The organism is Pseudomonas sp. MWU13-2517, from assembly GCF_023242545.1.
Lineage (GTDB): Bacteria > Pseudomonadota > Gammaproteobacteria > Pseudomonadales > Pseudomonadaceae > Aquipseudomonas.
Genome location: NZ_JALMFA010000016.1, coordinates 181,711 through 198,833, shown reverse-complemented (window position 1 = coordinate 198,833; position 17,123 = coordinate 181,711). Strand labels below are relative to the sequence as shown.

Annotated in this window: 15 protein-coding genes; 8 read left to right on the top strand and 7 right to left on the bottom strand. The window is 59.7% G+C overall.

Translation table 11 applies throughout. The features are described from left to right. Positions 1-62: 62 nt before the first annotated feature. Positions 63-4,808: a DUF6543 domain-containing protein gene (locus M5B97_RS22895; protein WP_248732725.1), complete on the bottom strand. Its 4,746-nt coding sequence runs from the start codon at positions 4,806-4,808 to the stop codon at positions 63-65. A gap of 373 nt (positions 4,809-5,181) precedes the next feature. On the opposite strand from M5B97_RS22895, the gene M5B97_RS22890 reads away from it, so the two are divergent. The 3 genes from M5B97_RS22890 to M5B97_RS22880 all read left to right on the top strand — a co-directional run bounded on the left by M5B97_RS22890 (position 5,182) and on the right by M5B97_RS22880 (position 7,682). Next, positions 5,182-5,586 carry a TraR/DksA C4-type zinc finger protein gene (locus M5B97_RS22890; protein WP_123718138.1) on the top strand — a complete coding sequence of 135 codons (405 nt, stop codon included), beginning with the start codon at positions 5,182-5,184 and terminating at the stop codon, positions 5,584-5,586. Positions 5,587-5,767: 181 nt separating this feature from the next. Then, on the top strand, positions 5,768-7,366 hold the full coding sequence (locus M5B97_RS22885) for a methyl-accepting chemotaxis protein (protein WP_248732724.1): 1,599 nt from the start codon (positions 5,768-5,770) through the stop codon (positions 7,364-7,366). A 112-nt stretch (positions 7,367-7,478) separates the two neighbouring features. Continuing rightward, the gene (locus tag M5B97_RS22880) at positions 7,479-7,682 is read left to right on the top strand and encodes a hypothetical protein (RefSeq protein ID WP_123718139.1); all 204 of its coding nucleotides are present in this window, start codon (positions 7,479-7,481) and stop codon (positions 7,680-7,682) included. An 8-nt stretch (positions 7,683-7,690) separates the two neighbouring features. On the opposite strand, the gene M5B97_RS22875 is transcribed toward M5B97_RS22880, so the two are convergent. From M5B97_RS22875 to M5B97_RS22865, 3 genes are all read right to left on the bottom strand, one after another. Then, complete coding sequence (locus tag M5B97_RS22875; protein WP_123718140.1) at positions 7,691-7,927, bottom strand: DUF2789 domain-containing protein; 237 nt, start codon at positions 7,925-7,927, stop codon at positions 7,691-7,693. A 72-nt stretch (positions 7,928-7,999) separates the two neighbouring features. Next, positions 8,000-8,230, bottom strand: a complete 231-nt coding sequence (locus tag M5B97_RS22870; RefSeq protein WP_123718141.1) for a hypothetical protein — start codon at positions 8,228-8,230, stop codon at positions 8,000-8,002. Between the two features lie 135 nt (positions 8,231-8,365). Beyond that, positions 8,366-8,641 carry a hypothetical protein gene (locus tag M5B97_RS22865; protein WP_123718742.1) on the bottom strand — a complete coding sequence of 92 codons (276 nt, stop codon included), beginning with the start codon at positions 8,639-8,641 and terminating at the stop codon, positions 8,366-8,368. A 408-nt stretch (positions 8,642-9,049) separates the two neighbouring features. On the opposite strand from M5B97_RS22865, the gene M5B97_RS22860 reads away from it, so the two are divergent. Together M5B97_RS22860 and M5B97_RS22855 are read left to right on the top strand one after the other, a co-directional pair. Further along, complete coding sequence (locus M5B97_RS22860; protein ID WP_185021959.1) at positions 9,050-9,499, top strand: hypothetical protein; 450 nt, start codon at positions 9,050-9,052, stop codon at positions 9,497-9,499. Positions 9,500-9,619: 120 nt separating this feature from the next. Then, positions 9,620-10,636: an ABC transporter substrate-binding protein gene (locus M5B97_RS22855; protein WP_248732723.1), complete on the top strand. Its 1,017-nt coding sequence runs from the start codon at positions 9,620-9,622 to the stop codon at positions 10,634-10,636. Between the two features lie 113 nt (positions 10,637-10,749). Here M5B97_RS22855 and M5B97_RS22850 read toward each other — a convergent pair whose 3' ends face one another. After that, a complete protein-coding gene (locus M5B97_RS22850; protein ID WP_248732722.1) occupies positions 10,750-12,876 on the bottom strand; it encodes a TonB-dependent receptor in 2,127 nt (708 codons plus the stop codon). Between the two features lie 94 nt (positions 12,877-12,970). Continuing rightward, positions 12,971-13,360: a DUF2946 domain-containing protein gene (locus M5B97_RS22845; RefSeq protein WP_248732721.1), complete on the bottom strand. Its 390-nt coding sequence runs from the start codon at positions 13,358-13,360 to the stop codon at positions 12,971-12,973. 92 nt (positions 13,361-13,452) lie between these two features. Here M5B97_RS22845 and M5B97_RS22840 point away from each other — a divergent pair, with 92 nt between their 5' ends. Then, positions 13,453-13,890: a DUF3995 domain-containing protein gene (locus M5B97_RS22840; protein ID WP_123718146.1), complete on the top strand. Its 438-nt coding sequence runs from the start codon at positions 13,453-13,455 to the stop codon at positions 13,888-13,890. Between the two features lie 1,074 nt (positions 13,891-14,964). Here the strand turns inward: M5B97_RS22840 and M5B97_RS22835 are convergent. After that, a complete protein-coding gene (locus M5B97_RS22835) occupies positions 14,965-15,639 on the bottom strand; it encodes a hypothetical protein (protein WP_248732720.1) in 675 nt (224 codons plus the stop codon). Positions 15,640-15,960: 321 nt separating this feature from the next. On the opposite strand from M5B97_RS22835, the gene M5B97_RS22830 reads away from it, so the two are divergent. Both M5B97_RS22830 and M5B97_RS22825 read left to right on the top strand, forming a co-directional pair. After that, positions 15,961-16,290 (top strand): hypothetical protein, encoded by a 330-nt coding sequence (locus M5B97_RS22830; protein WP_123718147.1) that lies wholly within the window; start codon positions 15,961-15,963, stop codon positions 16,288-16,290. Between the two features lie 107 nt (positions 16,291-16,397). After that, entirely contained in the window at positions 16,398-17,093 is a 696-nt protein-coding gene (locus M5B97_RS22825) for a fumarylacetoacetate hydrolase family protein (RefSeq protein WP_248732719.1), read from the top strand. Positions 17,094-17,123: the final 30 nt, after the last annotated feature.

Genomic DNA, 17,123 nt, shown 5'->3' with positions numbered 1-17,123 from the left:
GACTGACTGGCATTTGGCGCAGCGCCCGCCAGCTCCCCTGTCCGGTTGCACTGAAAGTCGGCTCACAGCGCCAGGGGCAAGAACCAGCGTTCGGCCAGTGCGCGGCTGAGCGCCCCCCGGTGTACATCCACCACGCTCTGCGGGCTTTGCGCCTTGGCCAGCAGCGAGTAGTAACTCTCCTTGCGTTGTTCCCTGGTTTTCAAATGCGCCACGGTGTACGCCTGCTTCGGCGTGCTGGCCTCGGGGTAATGAAAATGCGCAAACCAGAGCGGATAGCCGCGATTGTCGTTGACCACGAACTCCTGAATGAAGTCCTGACGCTCGCCCTTCATGGGCTGGCGCGGCCCCAGGCCACCGATCTGCACCTGATCCTGTTCGATGAGGTAGGCCAGGTGGCTGTCGGTCGGTGGCAGTGCCAGAGTGCGTTGCGTACGCAGCGCCTTGCCCTTGTCGACGAGCATCCGGGCCGCTGCGCGCAGTTCATCCACCAGCAGTTGGTCGGTGGCCACGCGTTCGGCGGTGGATTGGGCTTCAACCGCGCGGTCCAGTTCACCGGCCAGATCGTCGAAACGTGCGGCCTCAGCCTCCAGGCTTTCCTGAATCTCGATAGGAAACCGTGACACTTGCGCATACCCTTCCTCGCGCTTGATGATCGACGCCAGTGCCTGCAAACGCTTGCGTGCGGCGCCCTTGACGATGTTCAGTGCACGCGTGCCGGGTGGCAGGACTGGCGCAGATGTCCTGCGCTCGAAACGCACTTCATCCCAGTTGTCTTCATGCTGCGAATAGGTCGCCAGCAGCTTATTGTCCTGTTCGGAGCGCATTTCGACGACCTCGATGTCCAGGCGCGAGCCGGCGGGTTGCAGTTCACCGATCAAATAGCCCTGCTTGCGCGTGCGGATCAGTTTTTTCGCTGACCCGCCCGTGCCGGTCAGCGGGCGTTTCGAGGGGCGTTTTATTACGTCGACCTGGGGTTTTACTTCGCCGGCCAGTTGCTGCACCACGTCCTGATACAACGAATCGACCAAGGCCTTGGTGCGCTGGAAGTAGTCGGCGTCCAACTCTTCGGCCTGCACCATTTCCATGCCTTGCAAAGCGTCCAGGGCCTGGCCGTAATGCTGGAACAGGCTATCCAGCACTTCCAGGCGCTCTGCGGCGGACAGGTTCAGCACGTTCAGTTCGCTGTGGGTGCGAATATGCGGCCCTAAAGGGTCGAGGGCGGTGTCCAGTGAGTTCTTGAACAATCCCGTTTGCCAGTGCTTCTTGCTCAGGTACTTGTAGTTCTGCAATTGCAGATGCTTGAGCTCCAGCGCACTGAGCTCCTCGGTGCGCCCCACGGTCAGGCGGTTGTAACTGTCCAGGCCGGGCCGGCCGAGATTGAACAGCTCCAGCAAGTAACGATCCTTGAGGGTCAGGGCATTGATCTGGCGCTCATTGATCAGGCTCATGTCCTTGAGGAACTGAGCATAACGCGGCGTATCGGCCAGAATCGCCGGAACCGCCTGGGCATAGGGCACGGTCAGATCCTGGTGTTCGTTATAGAGCGCCTGGCGGTCCATATCGGCGATGACCACTGATTTGCGCAGATTATTCACCGCGTTTTCCAGGAAGATTGCGGCCACCGCGTCCGGGATCGGGATGCCCAGTTCATTGCGTTCCTGACGGCTGTCGAGCAGGCCTTGATACGCGGCGGTCTGCTCGTTCAAGGCGGTGTCGAAATTCTTGCGTGTGTTGGCCCGGGCCGCGTCCGAGTACTTGGCGTCGGTCGCCGCCAGCTTCATCAACGCTTCGGCCGTGTCGACTTTGGTCTGCAACGCTTGCTGCACACTGGGGATGGGCACCAGCCTGCCATCGCGCAGTTCCTGTCCTGCGTTGAGAAAACGGTCGCGCTCGGCGACCAGTTGCACTTTGCGTTGCAGTTTGCGTTCGCGCTCGGCAGCAATGCGCTTGAGCGGCATGCCGCCGCGCAGACGCAGGCGCAGGTCCAATGACCAATTGCCCTGACCATCGGTACGCAGGTAGGGGCCCAACCGGGTGGTGTCGAAGGGGTCGACAATCACCACGTCGCCCTCGGGCGCCAGGCGGACCTGATACCAGCGTGCGTCCACCTGCGCATACCAGTCGCGCAGGAAGTAATACAGCCCTTTGCGTGGGCCGTTCAGCACCGGCTCCGGCACCGTCTCGGGTACGGGGGCCTGGAGGCGCGACAGCAATGCCCGCTGTGTCGGCGAAAGGCGATGGCGGGCGCTGGAAAAACTGAAATCCACCACCGTGTGCGAAAGTGCCGGCGCCTGGCTGTCGAGCAGTACCGGTCCCGGGTCCATCAGCGGTTCGGGCGGTCGTGGCCATTGTTCCGGCAGCCGCTGGGCGAAGGGCTGGCGCAGCGCCTGGCGCGTGCTGTCTGCCGCCAACTGCAGCGCGGGCCGGGGTGGCGGAGCCCACTGGAAGATCAATAGGCCGATATTGAGCAGCAAGTCGACCACCGCCAGCTCTCGTGCGACCGGATCCTGGCTGTTGAGTGCCGGTATGTCGCGCGTGGCGGCCGCCATCAGGCTCAGCAGCCAGCCGGTAAGCATCAGCGGCCCGCGCGCCAGCGGCAGCAGCAGTGTTCCGAAGAGCAGCCCGGCACCCTCCATCAAGACCTTCCAGCGGCTTTCGGTGTTGGACACCGACGTGCGGTCGGCCTGGTCCACCAAGGCTCGTGCGTTGCTGCCATAGAGATACTCCATCAAGTGGCCGTTGCCGAGAAATTGCAACAGCTCGTCACTGACACCTTCGACCGCCAGGGTCGCCGGTTTGGGCACTTCAGGCAGTTCAAACTCATCGCCGCTGCCGAAACGCACGTAATGCGGCTGCCGGAAGCCACCATCGGCATAGATCGGCCGCGCGCCGTCGGACAGCCAGGTCAATACGCTGTCTTGCAATTGACCGGGTTCGGCAATGGCCTGCAGCAGGTGTTCACGGCTGGCAAATTGCTGCAGTGCGTCCGGATACAACGGCCGATACAGAATGTGCGGGCCGGCCTGGCGGCCTTCGGATTCGATGATGTACATGTTGGACACCTCATCCGGCGTTGCCTGCGGCTTGCGTACCAGAGCCAGATGGCGGATGACCACCGCCTGGCCGTCGACCTGGCGCTGTTCGGCACTCGGCGCCATCAGCGCTGCCACGTAGGCGGCGCCCTCGGCGGTGAAGCCGTGCGCCTGCGTAAGGCTCAGTTCCAACGCCAGCAGCGGTAAATGGGCCATCGTTTGTTCGGCAAAAGACTGCTGGCGTTGTTGTGTGTCTTCGCTGTCGCCCATCAGATGGGTCTTGAGCAACTCGGGATAGACCCGGCCGATGTCCAACTGCTGGATCAGCCCGTCACTGCCATTGATATAGTCGGCGGTCAGCCAGGCGGGCAGTGGCAGCCCTTGCCGGTGGGCAATCGCCAGCCGCCCTCGGGGTTGAGCCTGGAGGTTGTTGATCGCCAGGTCGGTCAGGCTCATGTGCACGGTTTCGACAAACCCGGCGCCGCCGGGGTAGCCGACGGCGACGCTGAAGGTCAGTTGCAGGTCATCGGGTTGCACGTGCGCGGCATCGCCCTGTTCCGGGCCAGGCGCGCCGAAGCGCTTTTCATCGCGCTTGAGCTGATCCAGCAGGGCTGTGCGGGTGAAGCTGCGAATGTCAGGCAGGTCACTGAGGAAGGTGCGGCCACCGCTGCGTTTTTTTGCGCTGGCCAGTTTCAGGCTGTAGTGCCGGTAGCGGGCGCGGTCGGCACTGGAGGCGTTTTTCAGCCAGGGCGCCGCGCTGTCGCGCAGGGTCTCCAGCAGTGACGAGCCGGCTGCCGGGGCTTCGGCGAAGGTGCTGGCCGGGTCCGTCAGATGATGGTAGACCGCTTGGAGGGTGCCCAGGCCCTGGCGCGCCGGCAGGTCCAGGGCCTGAAGTTGTTGTAACTGCTGGTTGAGGAGGATGGCGGCCTGGATATCGAACAGGTTGCCGTCGGGTTCGAAGCGTTGCAGCGTGATGTGTTCAACCACGACGTCGCGGGTCATGCGCCCGGCCCATGCCTGCAACGCGGTATCGATTGCAGCGAAGCGCTCACAGGGGCCGGCGAGCGGGCATAGGAGTACGTGGGGTTTGCCCTGGTCCTGGCCCAGCAACAGCAGGTCGGGGCTCAGCAGGCGCTGGGTCTGTCGCGACGTCTTGAGGGTGGCGTGGGGGAAATAGGCATGCACCGCGCGCGCGCCGAAACGCTCGATACGCAGATCACGGTCAGGGTAATCAACCAGTTGGCCGAGCAGGCTGCGTTCGTGCGAGGTCAGGTCCGCCTGGTTGAGCGTGCTGAGGCTCAGGCCGTCCATCAATGTATCGCTCAGCCAGCGCCATCGGCTCACGCCGCCTTCACCTTCGGTACGCCAGTACTCGCTCAGGGTATTTTGCAGGGCGATGGGCAAGAGCCAGGGCAGCGCGTTGACCAGGCTGGAAATCTCGCCCATGTCTAACCCGGCCTTGCCTGCCGGCTTCAACGGGGTGGGGGGATGGTCGGTGAGGAAGCACCGGCGGCCTTCGCGCTCACTGACGTCCAGCGGGGTGCCGTCGGCAATGGAATCGAGCACCAGAGACATGAACGGGCGCAATGTCCAGCCGCCCCCCATTGCCGGCATCGCCAGTTGGGTGCGGCTCAGGTCGATGGATAAATCTGGAAACGCCTGGGCGATCAAGGTGGCCAGCAACTGCCGGGCGATGCTGGCCAGGGCGGGGCGGTTGGCGAAATGGCTTGAGACAGCCGATGAAACCGGGCTGGCAGCGTACGTGGTAACGCTCATGAACATTCCTTTTTCGGTGCAAAAGTGCAGGAATCAACAGCTAAATCCCTTTCGGACCGTGCCGGGCGTTATGTATTGCTGGCGGACTTCTCAACCGTTTGTCTTCTATATGGCTCCACGAGACTGAATTTCTTGCTATAAACGCACTCCGATGACCATTCGCCGAGCCCGTCCTGGTGCCTTTGGGGGTTATCCGGGAAAAATTGCCTGTCTTTTCAGTTGCTGTGCCCTCAACTCGGCCTTAGACTGCCGCCCCTCGTAAATTGAGTGCCGGGTGGCGCTTGGAATGGATGGCGCCCTTCCGAGACCTGCAGAGGTCGACCGGAACGCTCCCTTATTCGCCTTAATGCACGTATTTTTTATAGAGAAATCAATGACAAAGGAAAAGTTGCTGGCCATGCCGGCGGATGACTACATGAATGCCGAACAGCACGCTTTTTTCGAGAAGTTGCTGCAAGACATGAAAGTGGAACACCACGCGCGCATTGAACAGAACCGCATCGCCATTGAAAGCCTGGACACTCCGGCCGACCCGGCTGACGCCGCTTCCGTTGAAGAAGAGCGCACCTGGCTGGTAAACGCTATCGACCGCGACCAGCGTATGCTGCCGCAACTTGAGCGCGCCCTGGAGCGCATCAAGGAAGATTCCTTCGGCTGGTGTGATGACAGCGGCGAGCCTATCGGCCTCAAGCGCCTGCTGATCAGCCCGACCACCAAGTACTGCATCGAAGCGCAAGAGCGCCACGAGCAGATCGACAAGCACCAGCGTCAAGCCTGATGCGGTGAGCGGAGGGCCGTGCTGTCGGCTCTCCGGAGAAACATCTGTTACGCCCGGCTTATTGATCTGCTGCAGGTTCTCCCACTAAAGGCCCATGGATAATGGCTCGATAGTGGCGTTTAATGCAGAGACAATAACGACAAGCAGCGGGGTAACGACGATGGCTGGAGACGGATCTCTGATGGGCGCCTCAGTGCCGCCGCACACGGTGACACGGGCGCTGCCCGGCTGGCTGACGCCGCTTTTGCAGAGCGCCGCCCTGGTGCTGGTACTGCTGGGCCTGGCGTTCGCCGGCTTGCCGATTTATCTGTGCCTGCCATTGGCCTTGCTGGTGATCTGGTTGCCTTCCCTCAAAGCTCGAACACCGCGAGCGGCACCGACCCAGGCCGTCGATGCGATAGGCGAACTGACCCGCGATCTTTCCCACACCACCAGTCATAACGCGCTTTCCGCTGCGGGCGTGGCCTATTCGGTCAAGCAACTGGCGGCGCGGCTGCAGTCGCAGTTGGGCGCCGCCAAGCAGATCGTCAGCAGTGCCGAAGTGATGATCGGCACCGAGCAGGTCACCGCGCAGCTCAGCCGTCAGGCCCTGGACGCTGCCAGCCAGGCCCACCGCCGTAGCACCGAAGGCCGCGAAGTGCTGGCCGAGTCGATCACCCGCATGCACCAACTCAGCCAGCGCGCCAATGCCAGCCGTGAGCTGATTGAAGCATTGAGCCAGCGCAGTGAAGAGATCCAGCGTGTGACCCTGGTGATCCAATCCATCGCCAGCCAGACCAACCTGTTGGCGCTCAATGCCGCGATTGAAGCCGCGCGTGCCGGTGAACACGGGCGTGGATTTGCCGTGGTAGCCGATGAGGTGCGTGGCCTGGCCGGGCGTACGGCCACGGCCACCGATGAAGTCGGGGTGATGGTCGCCGATATCCAGCAGCGCACTGCCCAGGTGGTGGAGCAGATTCGTCAGTTGTCGGCCGACCTGCACATCGGCGTCGAGCGGGTGGAGCAGGCTGGTGAACAACTGGAAAGCATCGCCAACCTGGCCGCGGGCGTGGAAGGGCAGGTCAATGAGATCGCCCAAGGCACCGATACCAACCGTACCCAGCTCGACAGTCTGTTCCATGCCGTGGAACAGATGCGCAGCGATTTGTCGGTCAGCGATCAGCAAACCCGCCGACTGGCCGAGATGGCCGTGCAAATGGAAGGGCAGGCTGAAACGATCAGCGAGCGCCTGGCGCAAGTCGGTCTGGATGACTATCACCAACGTATCTACGACCTGGCCCGCGAAGGCGCCGGGCGCATTGCCGAGCAGTTCGAGGCCGATATCCAGCAAAACCGCATCAGCCTGGAGGACTTGTTCGACCGCAGCTATACCCCGATCCCGAATACCAGCCCGAGCAAGTACCACACGCGTTTTGACGGTTACACCGATCAGGTGTTGCCGGCGATCCAGGAGGCGCTGCTGCCGCGCCATGAAGGGCTGGTATTCGCTATTGCCTGCACCCCTCAAGGTTATGTGCCGACCCACAACAAGGCATTTTCCCAGCCCCTGACCGGCGACGCCCAGGTCGACGCGGTGCAGAACCGCACCAAGCGCAAGTTTGATGACCGCACGGGTATTCGTTGTGGCAGCCATCAACAAGCGGTGTTGTTGCAAACCTACACGCGCGACACCGGTGAACTGATGCACGACTTGTCGGTGCCGATCATGGTCAAGGGCCGGCATTGGGGCGGCTTGCGCCTGGGCTACAAACCAGAAGGTGCGAAGACCGCTCGCGCGTAATTGTTGCGGTTTATGCAACGCAGCTATTCCGGGGATAGCTTTTTCCTACTGGAAGAAAACCGTAGCATGCTCAACATTGTTAGCCAGCTAACTAATGCGGCGGAGAAGCTCCATGCAAAACAAAGTCGATGTGGCCGTGATGATCGGCAGCGGTGTGCCTCAAACCCTGCGTGCGCTGGGCCAGAAGGCGTGCTGGGTGGTGTTGCTCAATGGTGAACAACGCGGCACGGCGTTCGCCAGCCGCGATGAGGCGGAGGAGTGCAGGGCTGCCTGGCAAGCGTTGATGAGCCTGGAGCAGTCAGACAGCCTGCATTGAGGTGTGCGCTATTGCGATTGATGCAGGCGCTGGTTCAGCTCATCCACCGGTATTGCCCATTCGGCGTCTTCACGTAATTCTTCCTTGAGAAATTGCGCTTGTTGAGGCGTCCAGAACGGAGCGTCGATCAACTTCACTTCTTCAGGGAGCGGATGGGCGACGATGAATGCGTCGATGGCTTCTGGCGTTGAGTCCAGGCCCAGTTGTTCGAACAGGGTTTCAAGGGAGGGGATTGGCGCGTCCATAGTACGTTCTCCATGCAGGCTGATGGTCGTTGTGCATGTGAGGCTTTGGCCTCGGCAGAGTTCTATCGGATTTCAGGAATTGAGTGCGCCTGCATCCACGGCCGTCTTGAGGGCCTTGGCGGCCTCTTTTGCGGCAATGGCGGCGGCGTCGGCGGTCTTGAACCAGCAGTCTTTTTCGACCTGATGGTGGGTGACAGTGTTCAGCGGTGGTTTGGCCCGCATGATGATGACCGCTTGAAATTCACCGTTTACTTCGCGGGCGTCGCCATGGATAAAAAACTCGCCAATATCAAATTCCGTCACGTATCGCCTTCCCTTCAAGGTAGCTGCGCAAGATAGCTGTGCAGATCACTGCACTGATGAAACCTGACCCGCGAGGGGCAGGCTTCAATGGACGCGGCAGTATGGCAGTTGTTGGGCTGCGGCGGGGCGGTAAAGTCATCCGGGTGACGAAACGATGCCCCCGTGCACGGCATGCAGCCTGGCTTCCAACTGCCTGGCCAATTCACAGGCCTGGATGTGGTCGCTGCGAAAGCCTTTGACTCTGCCGCTGGTCACTTCAAGAATATGGAAAAAGTTCTTTCCGGCCGGAACCACCTGATAAAGGACCGAATTCAAGTACCCATCGGGGTCAGTCAGGCAGTAGTATTGGCGCCCATCATGACCTGTTGAACGAATGCGCGAAGACGTAGCGTCGTGTTGAGGTCGTTTCATCGTCAGCTCCTGTCGCTCGATCATGTTGACCCATCAGCAGCGTTTCGGGTGGTTTTGTTCCGTGTTGCTGTTTTAGTATTGTCGTCAGCAGTTCGCGCCTGGTTCCATGCTCAAGCCTGTTCTTTTGTGTCAGGTGTCAGAAACTGCGTTTTTAATAAGGTTATTGTCTGAAGTGGCTCGACCCGTATTCTCGGGTTGTTGAACCTGTGATCTGCTGTGGCACCGGATGACCTTGCACAAGGTCTTTCGCGCCTGTCTGTATGAGTCTTGTGGCGCGCCAGCGGGGCCTCTTCAGTTTTTTGACGAACGTGTGATCGTGCCGTAACGGCCGTTTTTTTGTGCTGCCCGCTTCAGCGGACAGCATCTTCTTGATGTGGGGGCGTTTCCTTGGCAGTCAGTAATCTGGATATGCACGCTTTATTCGTGCTGGGTGATTTACGCGCAAAGTTGGTCAAGCAGTTTCAATCGCGTTTTGTTTATGTCACTGAACAGACGCCGGAAGGCATTTATATCGCCGAGATCGATACCGAAACGGCAATGGTCGTGGACGACAAGCAACACCTGGAACTCAAGGTCGGCGACCATTTTCGTGCAGCCGTGTTGCCCAGCCGTGAAGGCGGTAAGTTCGAACTCAAGTTTCGCGACATCAAGTTAACGGTATATGGCCTGGGCGATTATGCGTTTGTTTCCTCGGCCGAAGGCCAGGGCATTCTGTTCAAGGAAGGCCACAGCGTGATGCTGGTATTTGCCGCCAACGAACAACTGCAGGAAGGCTTGACCAAAACCCTCAAGGCCGTGACCGGCAAGGCGGCCAAGTGGCGCAAGGGTGAGTTGGTGACCTTCAAGGCCAGCGAGTAACCGTAAACACGCTTGCTCTTTCGGAACCTCTACTACAGTTGAGTTGACTTAACTATTCAGAGGCTTCGCGCATTGGCGGCAAAGCCGTTCGCTATGGCTGCGAAAATGCGAGGTGAAGGCATGAAAGGATTGAAATCGCTGTTGGCTGCGTCCCTGACGACCTTGAGTCTGTCACTGGCTTCATTGCCGGTATCCGCCGCCCAGGCGCCGGTGCATTTTGCCGATCTGAATTGGGAAAGTGGCAGCCTGATCACCGAGGTGCTGCGGTTTATCGTCGAGAAGGGCTACGACCTGCCCACCGACACCTTGCCTGGTACCACCATCACTCTGGAAACCGCCCTGGCGAAAAACGATATCCAGGTGATCGGCGAAGAGTGGGCCGGCCGCAGCCCGGTGTGGATCAAGGCCGAGGCTGAAGGCAAGGTGCTGGGCCTGGGCGATACGGTCAAGGGCGCGACGGAAGGTTGGTGGGTTCCGGAATACGTGGTCAAGGGCGACCCCGCCAAAGGTCTCAAGCCCCTGGCGCCGGATCTCAAGACCGTGCAGGACCTGGCGCGTTACAAAGATGTGTTCAAGGACCCTGAGTCGCCTGGCAAGGGGCGCTTTCTCAACAGCCCGATCGGCTGGACCTCGGAAGTGGTCAACGCACAAAAACTCAAGGCGTATGGCCTCAACGACAGCTATGTGAATTTCCGCAGCGGTTCGGGTGCGGCACTGGATGCCGAGATCGCTTCGTCGATCCGTCGGGGCAAGCCGGTGTTGTTCTACTACTGGTCGCCGACGCCCTTGATGGGGCGTTACAAGCTGATCCAGCTTGAGGAGCCGGCATTTGATGCCGATGCCTGGAAAACGCTGACCGACGCCGACAATCCCAACCCCCGCCCGACTCGCTCGTTGGCATCCAAGTTGAGCATTGGCGTGTCGATGCCGTTCCAGAAAGAGCATCCGCAGATCACCGAGTTCTTTACCAAGGTGCAGTTTCCCATCGCCCCGCTGAACAAAGCCTTGGCGAGCATGAGCGAGAACCACACGCCACCACGGGAAGTGGCCCAGGCGTTTCTCAAGGAGCATCCCGAGGTGTGGAAGGCGTGGTTGACGGATGATGTGGCGCAGAAGGTCGAGGCAAGCCTGAAGTAACGACAAGCGGGGGGATAGGGAGCGCCCCCGTTGCTTGATCAGCCCGCACTCCGGCGCAGGAAGGTTGCTCGCCACAACCCGCCTGCTCCGACCTCTTTGATTACATTCCAGACTCAGAACCGGGTTTGCACCGCCAGCTCGAACGTGCGCGGCGACCCCAGGTAATACGCCGGCGACACATGGGCAAACTCGGCATACACCTGATTGGTCAGGTTGCGTACCCTGCCGGTCACCGAGGTATGGGCGTCCACCTTGTAGCGCAGGAATGTCCCGAACAACGTGTAGGCCGGCACCGTGAGGGTATTGGCGTTGTCCGCATACACCTCGGCGACGTAGCGGGCGTCCACGCCGCCTTGCCAGGCCTCGGCAAAATCGTAGGTCAACCACAGGTTACCGACGCGCTTGGGCACGTTGGTCGGTGTGTTGCCCTTGCGCGATACCACGGCACCGCTGGCGAGTTTCTCATTGAAGTCGTCGTACTCGGCGTCCACCCAGGCAAAGTTGCCTTCCGCCAGCAGTCGCGGCGTGATACGCAACGAGCTGGCGAGTTCGATGCCTTTGGACGACTGCGCGCCCACCGTAATGCTGCTGTTCGGGTTCAGTGGGTCGGTGACGGCAAAGTCCTTGCGCTCGATCTTGTACGCGGCAACGGTGGCCGAGCCGCGCCCGTCCAGGTAGTCGAACTTGCTGCCCACTTCCCACTGCTTGCCGGTGGACACATCGAATACTTGGGTAGTGGTCGATGGCTGCTCGGCCGCCGTGCTGTATTGCACATAGACATTGGCCGACGGGATGAACTGGTAAGTCAGGCCCACGCGGCCGGTCAGCGGTTCCCAGCGGCGTTTGAAGTGCCGTGGGTTGGTGGCCGTGATCGCTCGGTGGTTGGTCACGTCGAGGTCGATGGCGTCGTAGCGCAGGCCCGTCAGCAACGAGAGTTTATCGGTGAGGCCCAGGCGGTTTTCCACGAACAGTGCCTGGGTCGTCACCGCGTTGGTCTTGTCCGGGACGAACCCCGGCAGGGTGCCGGGGATGTCGTAAAAGTGTCCCGGGTCGTAGCGGTTCGGGTCTACCGTGCTTTTGCCCGGTACGTTCAGCGGGTGGTTGGTGGTGCTGTTGACCTTGTATTCGAAGCCGCCTGACCAGGTGGTGGCAAGGCCGAGGAGGGTGGCGTCGTGACGCAGTTCGAACTGGTTGCCGTTCTGCTCACCCTGGTGGCGCACCTGGTAGGCGGTTGAGCGATTCACGGCGCTGTTGTCGGCGTTGTATTGGTAGGTCTCCAAGTTGCGATAATCGCGCTGGCTGTCCAGATGATAGAGGGTGTTTTTCAGTGTGGTGTTGTCGTTGATCCGGTAGTCGATGATCGAGCGTGCCCAGATTGTGCGCTGTTCGTATCGGCCATCGGCGACGTTGTAATTGTTGAAGCGGTTGTGTCGATCGATCTTCAATTCGCCGGCCTTGGGGTTGAGCACCGGCGTGCCCCAGTAGGGACTGTCTTCATGTTCATCCTGGTATTCCAGCGCCAGGGTGTGCGACAGGTTGGGCGTCAAGTCGCTGAGCAAGGAAAACGCCAGGCTCCAGGCATCGCGCTGGTCGCGGTCGATGTAGCTGTGGTTGGTATTACGGCTCACATCCAGGCGCGCGTAATGTTGCACCTCGGCGCCGGGTTCGGTCAGGGCGTGGTTGAGGCCCAGGGCCATTCCGGCGGTGTCGTAGCTGCCGTAGGTGAGTTGGCCTTCGGCTGCCTGTTCCTCGCGAGTCGCCAGTTTGGTCACGTAGTTCAACGATCCGCCCACGGACCCCGCACCGTTGATCAAGGAGGAGGGACCACCGACGAGTTCGACCCGGTCGTAGATCCATGCGTCCACTGGCCGCGCCAGGCCGGTGGCGACGTTGATGCCGTTGAACATCTGGGTGATCTGGCTGCTGGTAAAGCCCCGATAGGACACAAACCCGCCGAACCCCGGCGGTGCACTGGCATTGATGCCGGGCAGGGTGTTGGCCGCATCGCGGAAGGTCTTGGCGCCATGGCGCTCGATATCATTGCGATTGGCGATGGCCACCGACGCCGGGGTTTCCCGCACGCTGAGGCCCAGGCGCGACGCCATGCCGCTGGACTGATCCAGGGCCAGGCCGGGTTCGGCGCTTTGTTCGCCATCAATGGTGGTCGGGGCCAGTTCAAGTGCCCAGCCACAGACAGGCAGGCAGCCGAACAGGCCCGCCAACAGGGGTAAATGTTTCATGGTTGAATCCTGAAAAACTCAGCTTGAACACAACGCACAGCCGCCGTAGTCCCCAATGGATACGGTGAGCGGTGCGGATCGGAAAGCGAAGGACTCAGGCGACGGCGGGAGGTGCACGCGGGTGGGCCGTAGGCCAGTTGAAACGGGCAGGAATGTCAGCAGCAAGGACGATGGCCGGAGGCGGCGCGTGGGGTTGTGGCAATACGGCCACATTCAAACTGGTATTGAGCGCAGGGCCCATGCCACCTGTAGAGCACAGCGGGCAACCGAACGCCTTGGACAGCGTCGGCAGGTTCTCATCAGGGGACTGGGTTTGCGCGGGGGCTTGAGTGCGCGGGTCCACCGTACAGAACTGACCGCCGATGCCGTTGAGCTGCATCCCCATCATCTGCCCATGACCAATACTGCAGGCGAACACATTGAACAGGACGCAGCAGTAGAGCATCCAGACAATGAGCGAGCGGTCGGCACGGGCGAGTTTCATGGGGCGCAACTTTACCACCAGCCGCCGACGAAATGCCTACAAAAAATCCCGGGGCGACTATCCTCAATCGCACATTTTCGGGGAGAGCGACCATGAGCTTTGTCATCGCGCGATGGATCGTCGGTGTTTTTACCTGTATCAGCATGGTGCATCTGTACTGGGCTGCAGGTGGCAAACTCGGCAGTCTCGCCGCCATACCCCAATTGCCGGGCGAATTTGCCGGCGGGCCAAAGCCGGCATTCAAGCCTTCGGCACTCGTCACTTTCCTGGTCGCGATGGGGTTGGTAGCCATAGCGCTGCTCGTTTGCTTGCGGGTCGGATTGTACTTTTCGCCGGTATCCCATGGGGCGCTGCAGTGGGTGATCAGCGCGATCGCCGTGATCATGTTTGCCAGGGCGATCGGGGATTCTGAGCTGGTGGGTTTTTTCAAGAAGGTAGGCGGGTCGAGGTTTGCGCGGTTGGATACGTATGTTTATTCGCCGTTGTGTCTGGTGTTGGGGGTGGGGTTGTTGGTGGTGGCGTGGGGGTGAGGTTGGGCTTGAATGTTTGTTGGATATGGGTGGGTTTTGGTTGCTTTGACTTCTACAAACCCTGACTTCTGAGTGGATGATTCATCAAGCTCAATAAGGATTATCGAGCCTCCGAGCTTTAGTGTCGCTCATTCCTGATCTGCGTTTTGAGCGATTTGAGCTGTTATTTGGGTAATGCCGTTTTATAACGTTGATTTGTGGAGCTTTACGCGAGGAAGGAGTGAGGTTCTTCCCCCAGGAGAAAATCTCATCCAAATCGAGCTCAACATCCTGCTCCTCGCCGATAGTTGGTGAGATGCCCATCCATAAGGTGATGCCACTTCCCGCAGGCGAATGGAAGCGCACGCGTATCGTGCCCGCATCAAAAATGACTTCACTAACTCGTATCTTTATTTCACTTCTTCGCTAGCGAAATTCTTACAAGATTGTTCCCCCACATCCATAGTGTTGGACTTAAGTGTCCATTTCTCACATGCGGTTGTGGTGTGGAGAGAAGGTTTTGCTTCTCACGAAGCTTACTCAGTAGGAAGAGTTGCGAAGTCCAAGTGACCCTCGAAGGATATGCACGCAATCCAGTTAATTGCCTGCGACACAATATAGGTGTGTTGAGGTAGTTCGGAAAAAATTCTGAGTGTTTGGGTTAGGTGCTCATGGCCTATTGAATAGGCGCCATCACAGGCTGAGTCACCGATAAAAATCAGGTCGGCGCTGGTTACTTTGCTGATTTCTTCAGCGAGAAGAAAAATCGAGGACTCCGAGGGTTCGGAGCCGAGATTAATACTGCTCTTTAATCTTTCCCATGCAATTTTGCTTCCGCTAAAGGGGACATGCTTATGGATTTTATTGATCACCGAGTCTTGCTCTATTGGAGATAGGGTGTTGAAACTAATATTGTTTTTTTTTCAGGTCTTTGATCAGTACTTCATCTAGATAGCTCATTTTTTAAATCTCTTGGTTAGCTGCAGTACGATTTTTTGATTGCCGTCGAAAAGGTAATGCGGTCCTTTTTTCTTCCCCGACCAAACATTTATGTGGGCGCCGCTTCTTTCGTCATGTTCAATGCGATAGCCAGTTTTACGCCGCCTCGGCCCCCAGCTGTTCGGCAAATTTCAACGGGTCTTCAAGAATCGCCTGCACCAGCTTGATGCTGTCCCACACATCCCTGATCGCCGCCCAACTGCCTGCCAGCACACCGCTGCCAACCGCACTGGCTGTCGCCACCTCCCAATGCGGCCGGAAACCCTTCCATTGTGAGCGCAGCCATTGCTCCAGATCCGCCGTCAGCCCGGTGTAGGAGGCGAACAAAGCGTCTACCTGCTCTGCTGAAACGCCGCCTTGTACCCGTACCTCGTATCGCCCGCCTGCTGCACAAACGTGCGAGCCTTTGCCATACTCGTCCAGCACGACCACGGCAGAGCTGCCGTCATCCAGCCCGATGACTTCAACGGGGATATTGCCGATCGGTACGTCGTACACCGACTCGAACTGGCTCTCGATCTGCAGCACACCGCCCGCCGGGCAACGGGCTACGGTAGAAAAGTCCGCATCGGAAAGGCTCACCGAGCGCTGTGAGTCTCCCACCCGTAACACCCGATCCATTCCCAACAGCGATGGCATATCCGCGACATGGCTGAGTGAGTCCAGTGCCTGCGCGTACCAGGCGCTCATCTGTCGGCGGTAGTGCGCCAGGCTCTGATGAAAGCCATCCAGCGCGTGTTCGATATGGGGGATGTGGGAGGCGTGGGTCATCCGTGACGTCTCGGCAGAAGGGCAAGGCGCCGGAGTCTGCCGTAACAAAAAGCGGTGAGATGAACGGTTTGCAAAAACAGAATGGGATGACTTGATGCGTGGAAGTCTCGTAGAAAACCAGTCGAGAGGACTACACAGAAAAGCGATAAAGCTCATTGCGTGAGGTTAGGCGCGGTCCAGCGCGAGCAAGCTCACTTGCCGCAGAGTTGGCGCCTACTGCGTACGTAAAATGTTTACGCAGTAAGGCAATTTAATGGCCCCTTTGTAACAAAATTCTCGCCAGAATCACTTTTATTTTCAGGTGGTTAGGTGGGGAAGCAAATGCGCACTGTTGGAATCATGCTGATTGCCTGCTCCCTGGCGGGCGGTGCGGCTGCCGTGCAGGCGAGGGAGCTGCGCGAGGGTGACAAGTACATGTGCAGTTGGGGCGCCGGCACGGCTGCCAGGGCCCAGGAACTCAAGTTGTCGGGGGTGTCGCTGTATGCGGCGCGCCAGAAGATCCAGACCATCAAGTTCAGCAAATCGTGGATGCGCATGATGGCCATGGGCATCACCGAGCAGACCTATGACAGCCGTTCGCGGCTCAAGCCCGAGTCGATACGCCAGAGCTTCTATCAGGACTGCCTGCGCTACAAGGTAGCGCGCAAATAGTCACTGGGTGCTTTGCACCGGCCAGTGCAAAATCTGCGTAAGCCTGTCCAACTTTGCCCTCCTGTCGCTTGCCATACTGGTGCCAGGTAAACTAGGAGGCACAGGCCATGACCGATTTCGTATTCCCCCCCGCGCAAACCCCGTCCCTGGCCATCCAGGGCAGCGATGCGCGTTTCCCCCTGCGTCGCGTGTTCTGCGTCGGCCGCAACTACAGCGAGCACGCCCGCGAAATGGGGCATGACCCGGATCGCGAGCCGCCGTTCTTCTTCATGAAACCTGCGGATGCGGTGGTGCCGGCCGAAGGTGTGATCGCCTACCCGCCGCTGACTGCCGACCTGCACCATGAAGTGGAACTGGTGGTGGCCATCGGCAAGGGCGGGGTGGACATCAGCCCTGAGGATGCCTTTTCTCACATCTGGGGTTATGGCGTGGGGATCGACCTGACACGCCGCGACTTGCAAGCCCAGGCGAAAAAGCTCTCACGCCCGTGGGAATGGGCCAAAGCCTTTGATGAGTCGGCGCCCAGTACCGCGTTGCAGCCGGTGAGTGCGGCAGGGCACCCGTCCACCGGCAAAATCTGGCTGAAGGTCAATGGCGAACAACGTCAGGTCGGCGACTTGGCCGACCAGATCTGGTCGGTCAGCGAAGTGATCAGCCACGCTTCCCGGTCCGTGGCGCTCAAGGCCGGTGACCTGATCTTCACCGGCACCCCCGCCGGGGTCGGCGCGTTGCAACCGGGAGATACTGTGACTGCCGGTATCGACGGTGTCGGCGAGTTGAGTTTCACCTTGGGCCACGGTTGAGGCTAAAGTGGTGCCCTGGCTACCCGAGAG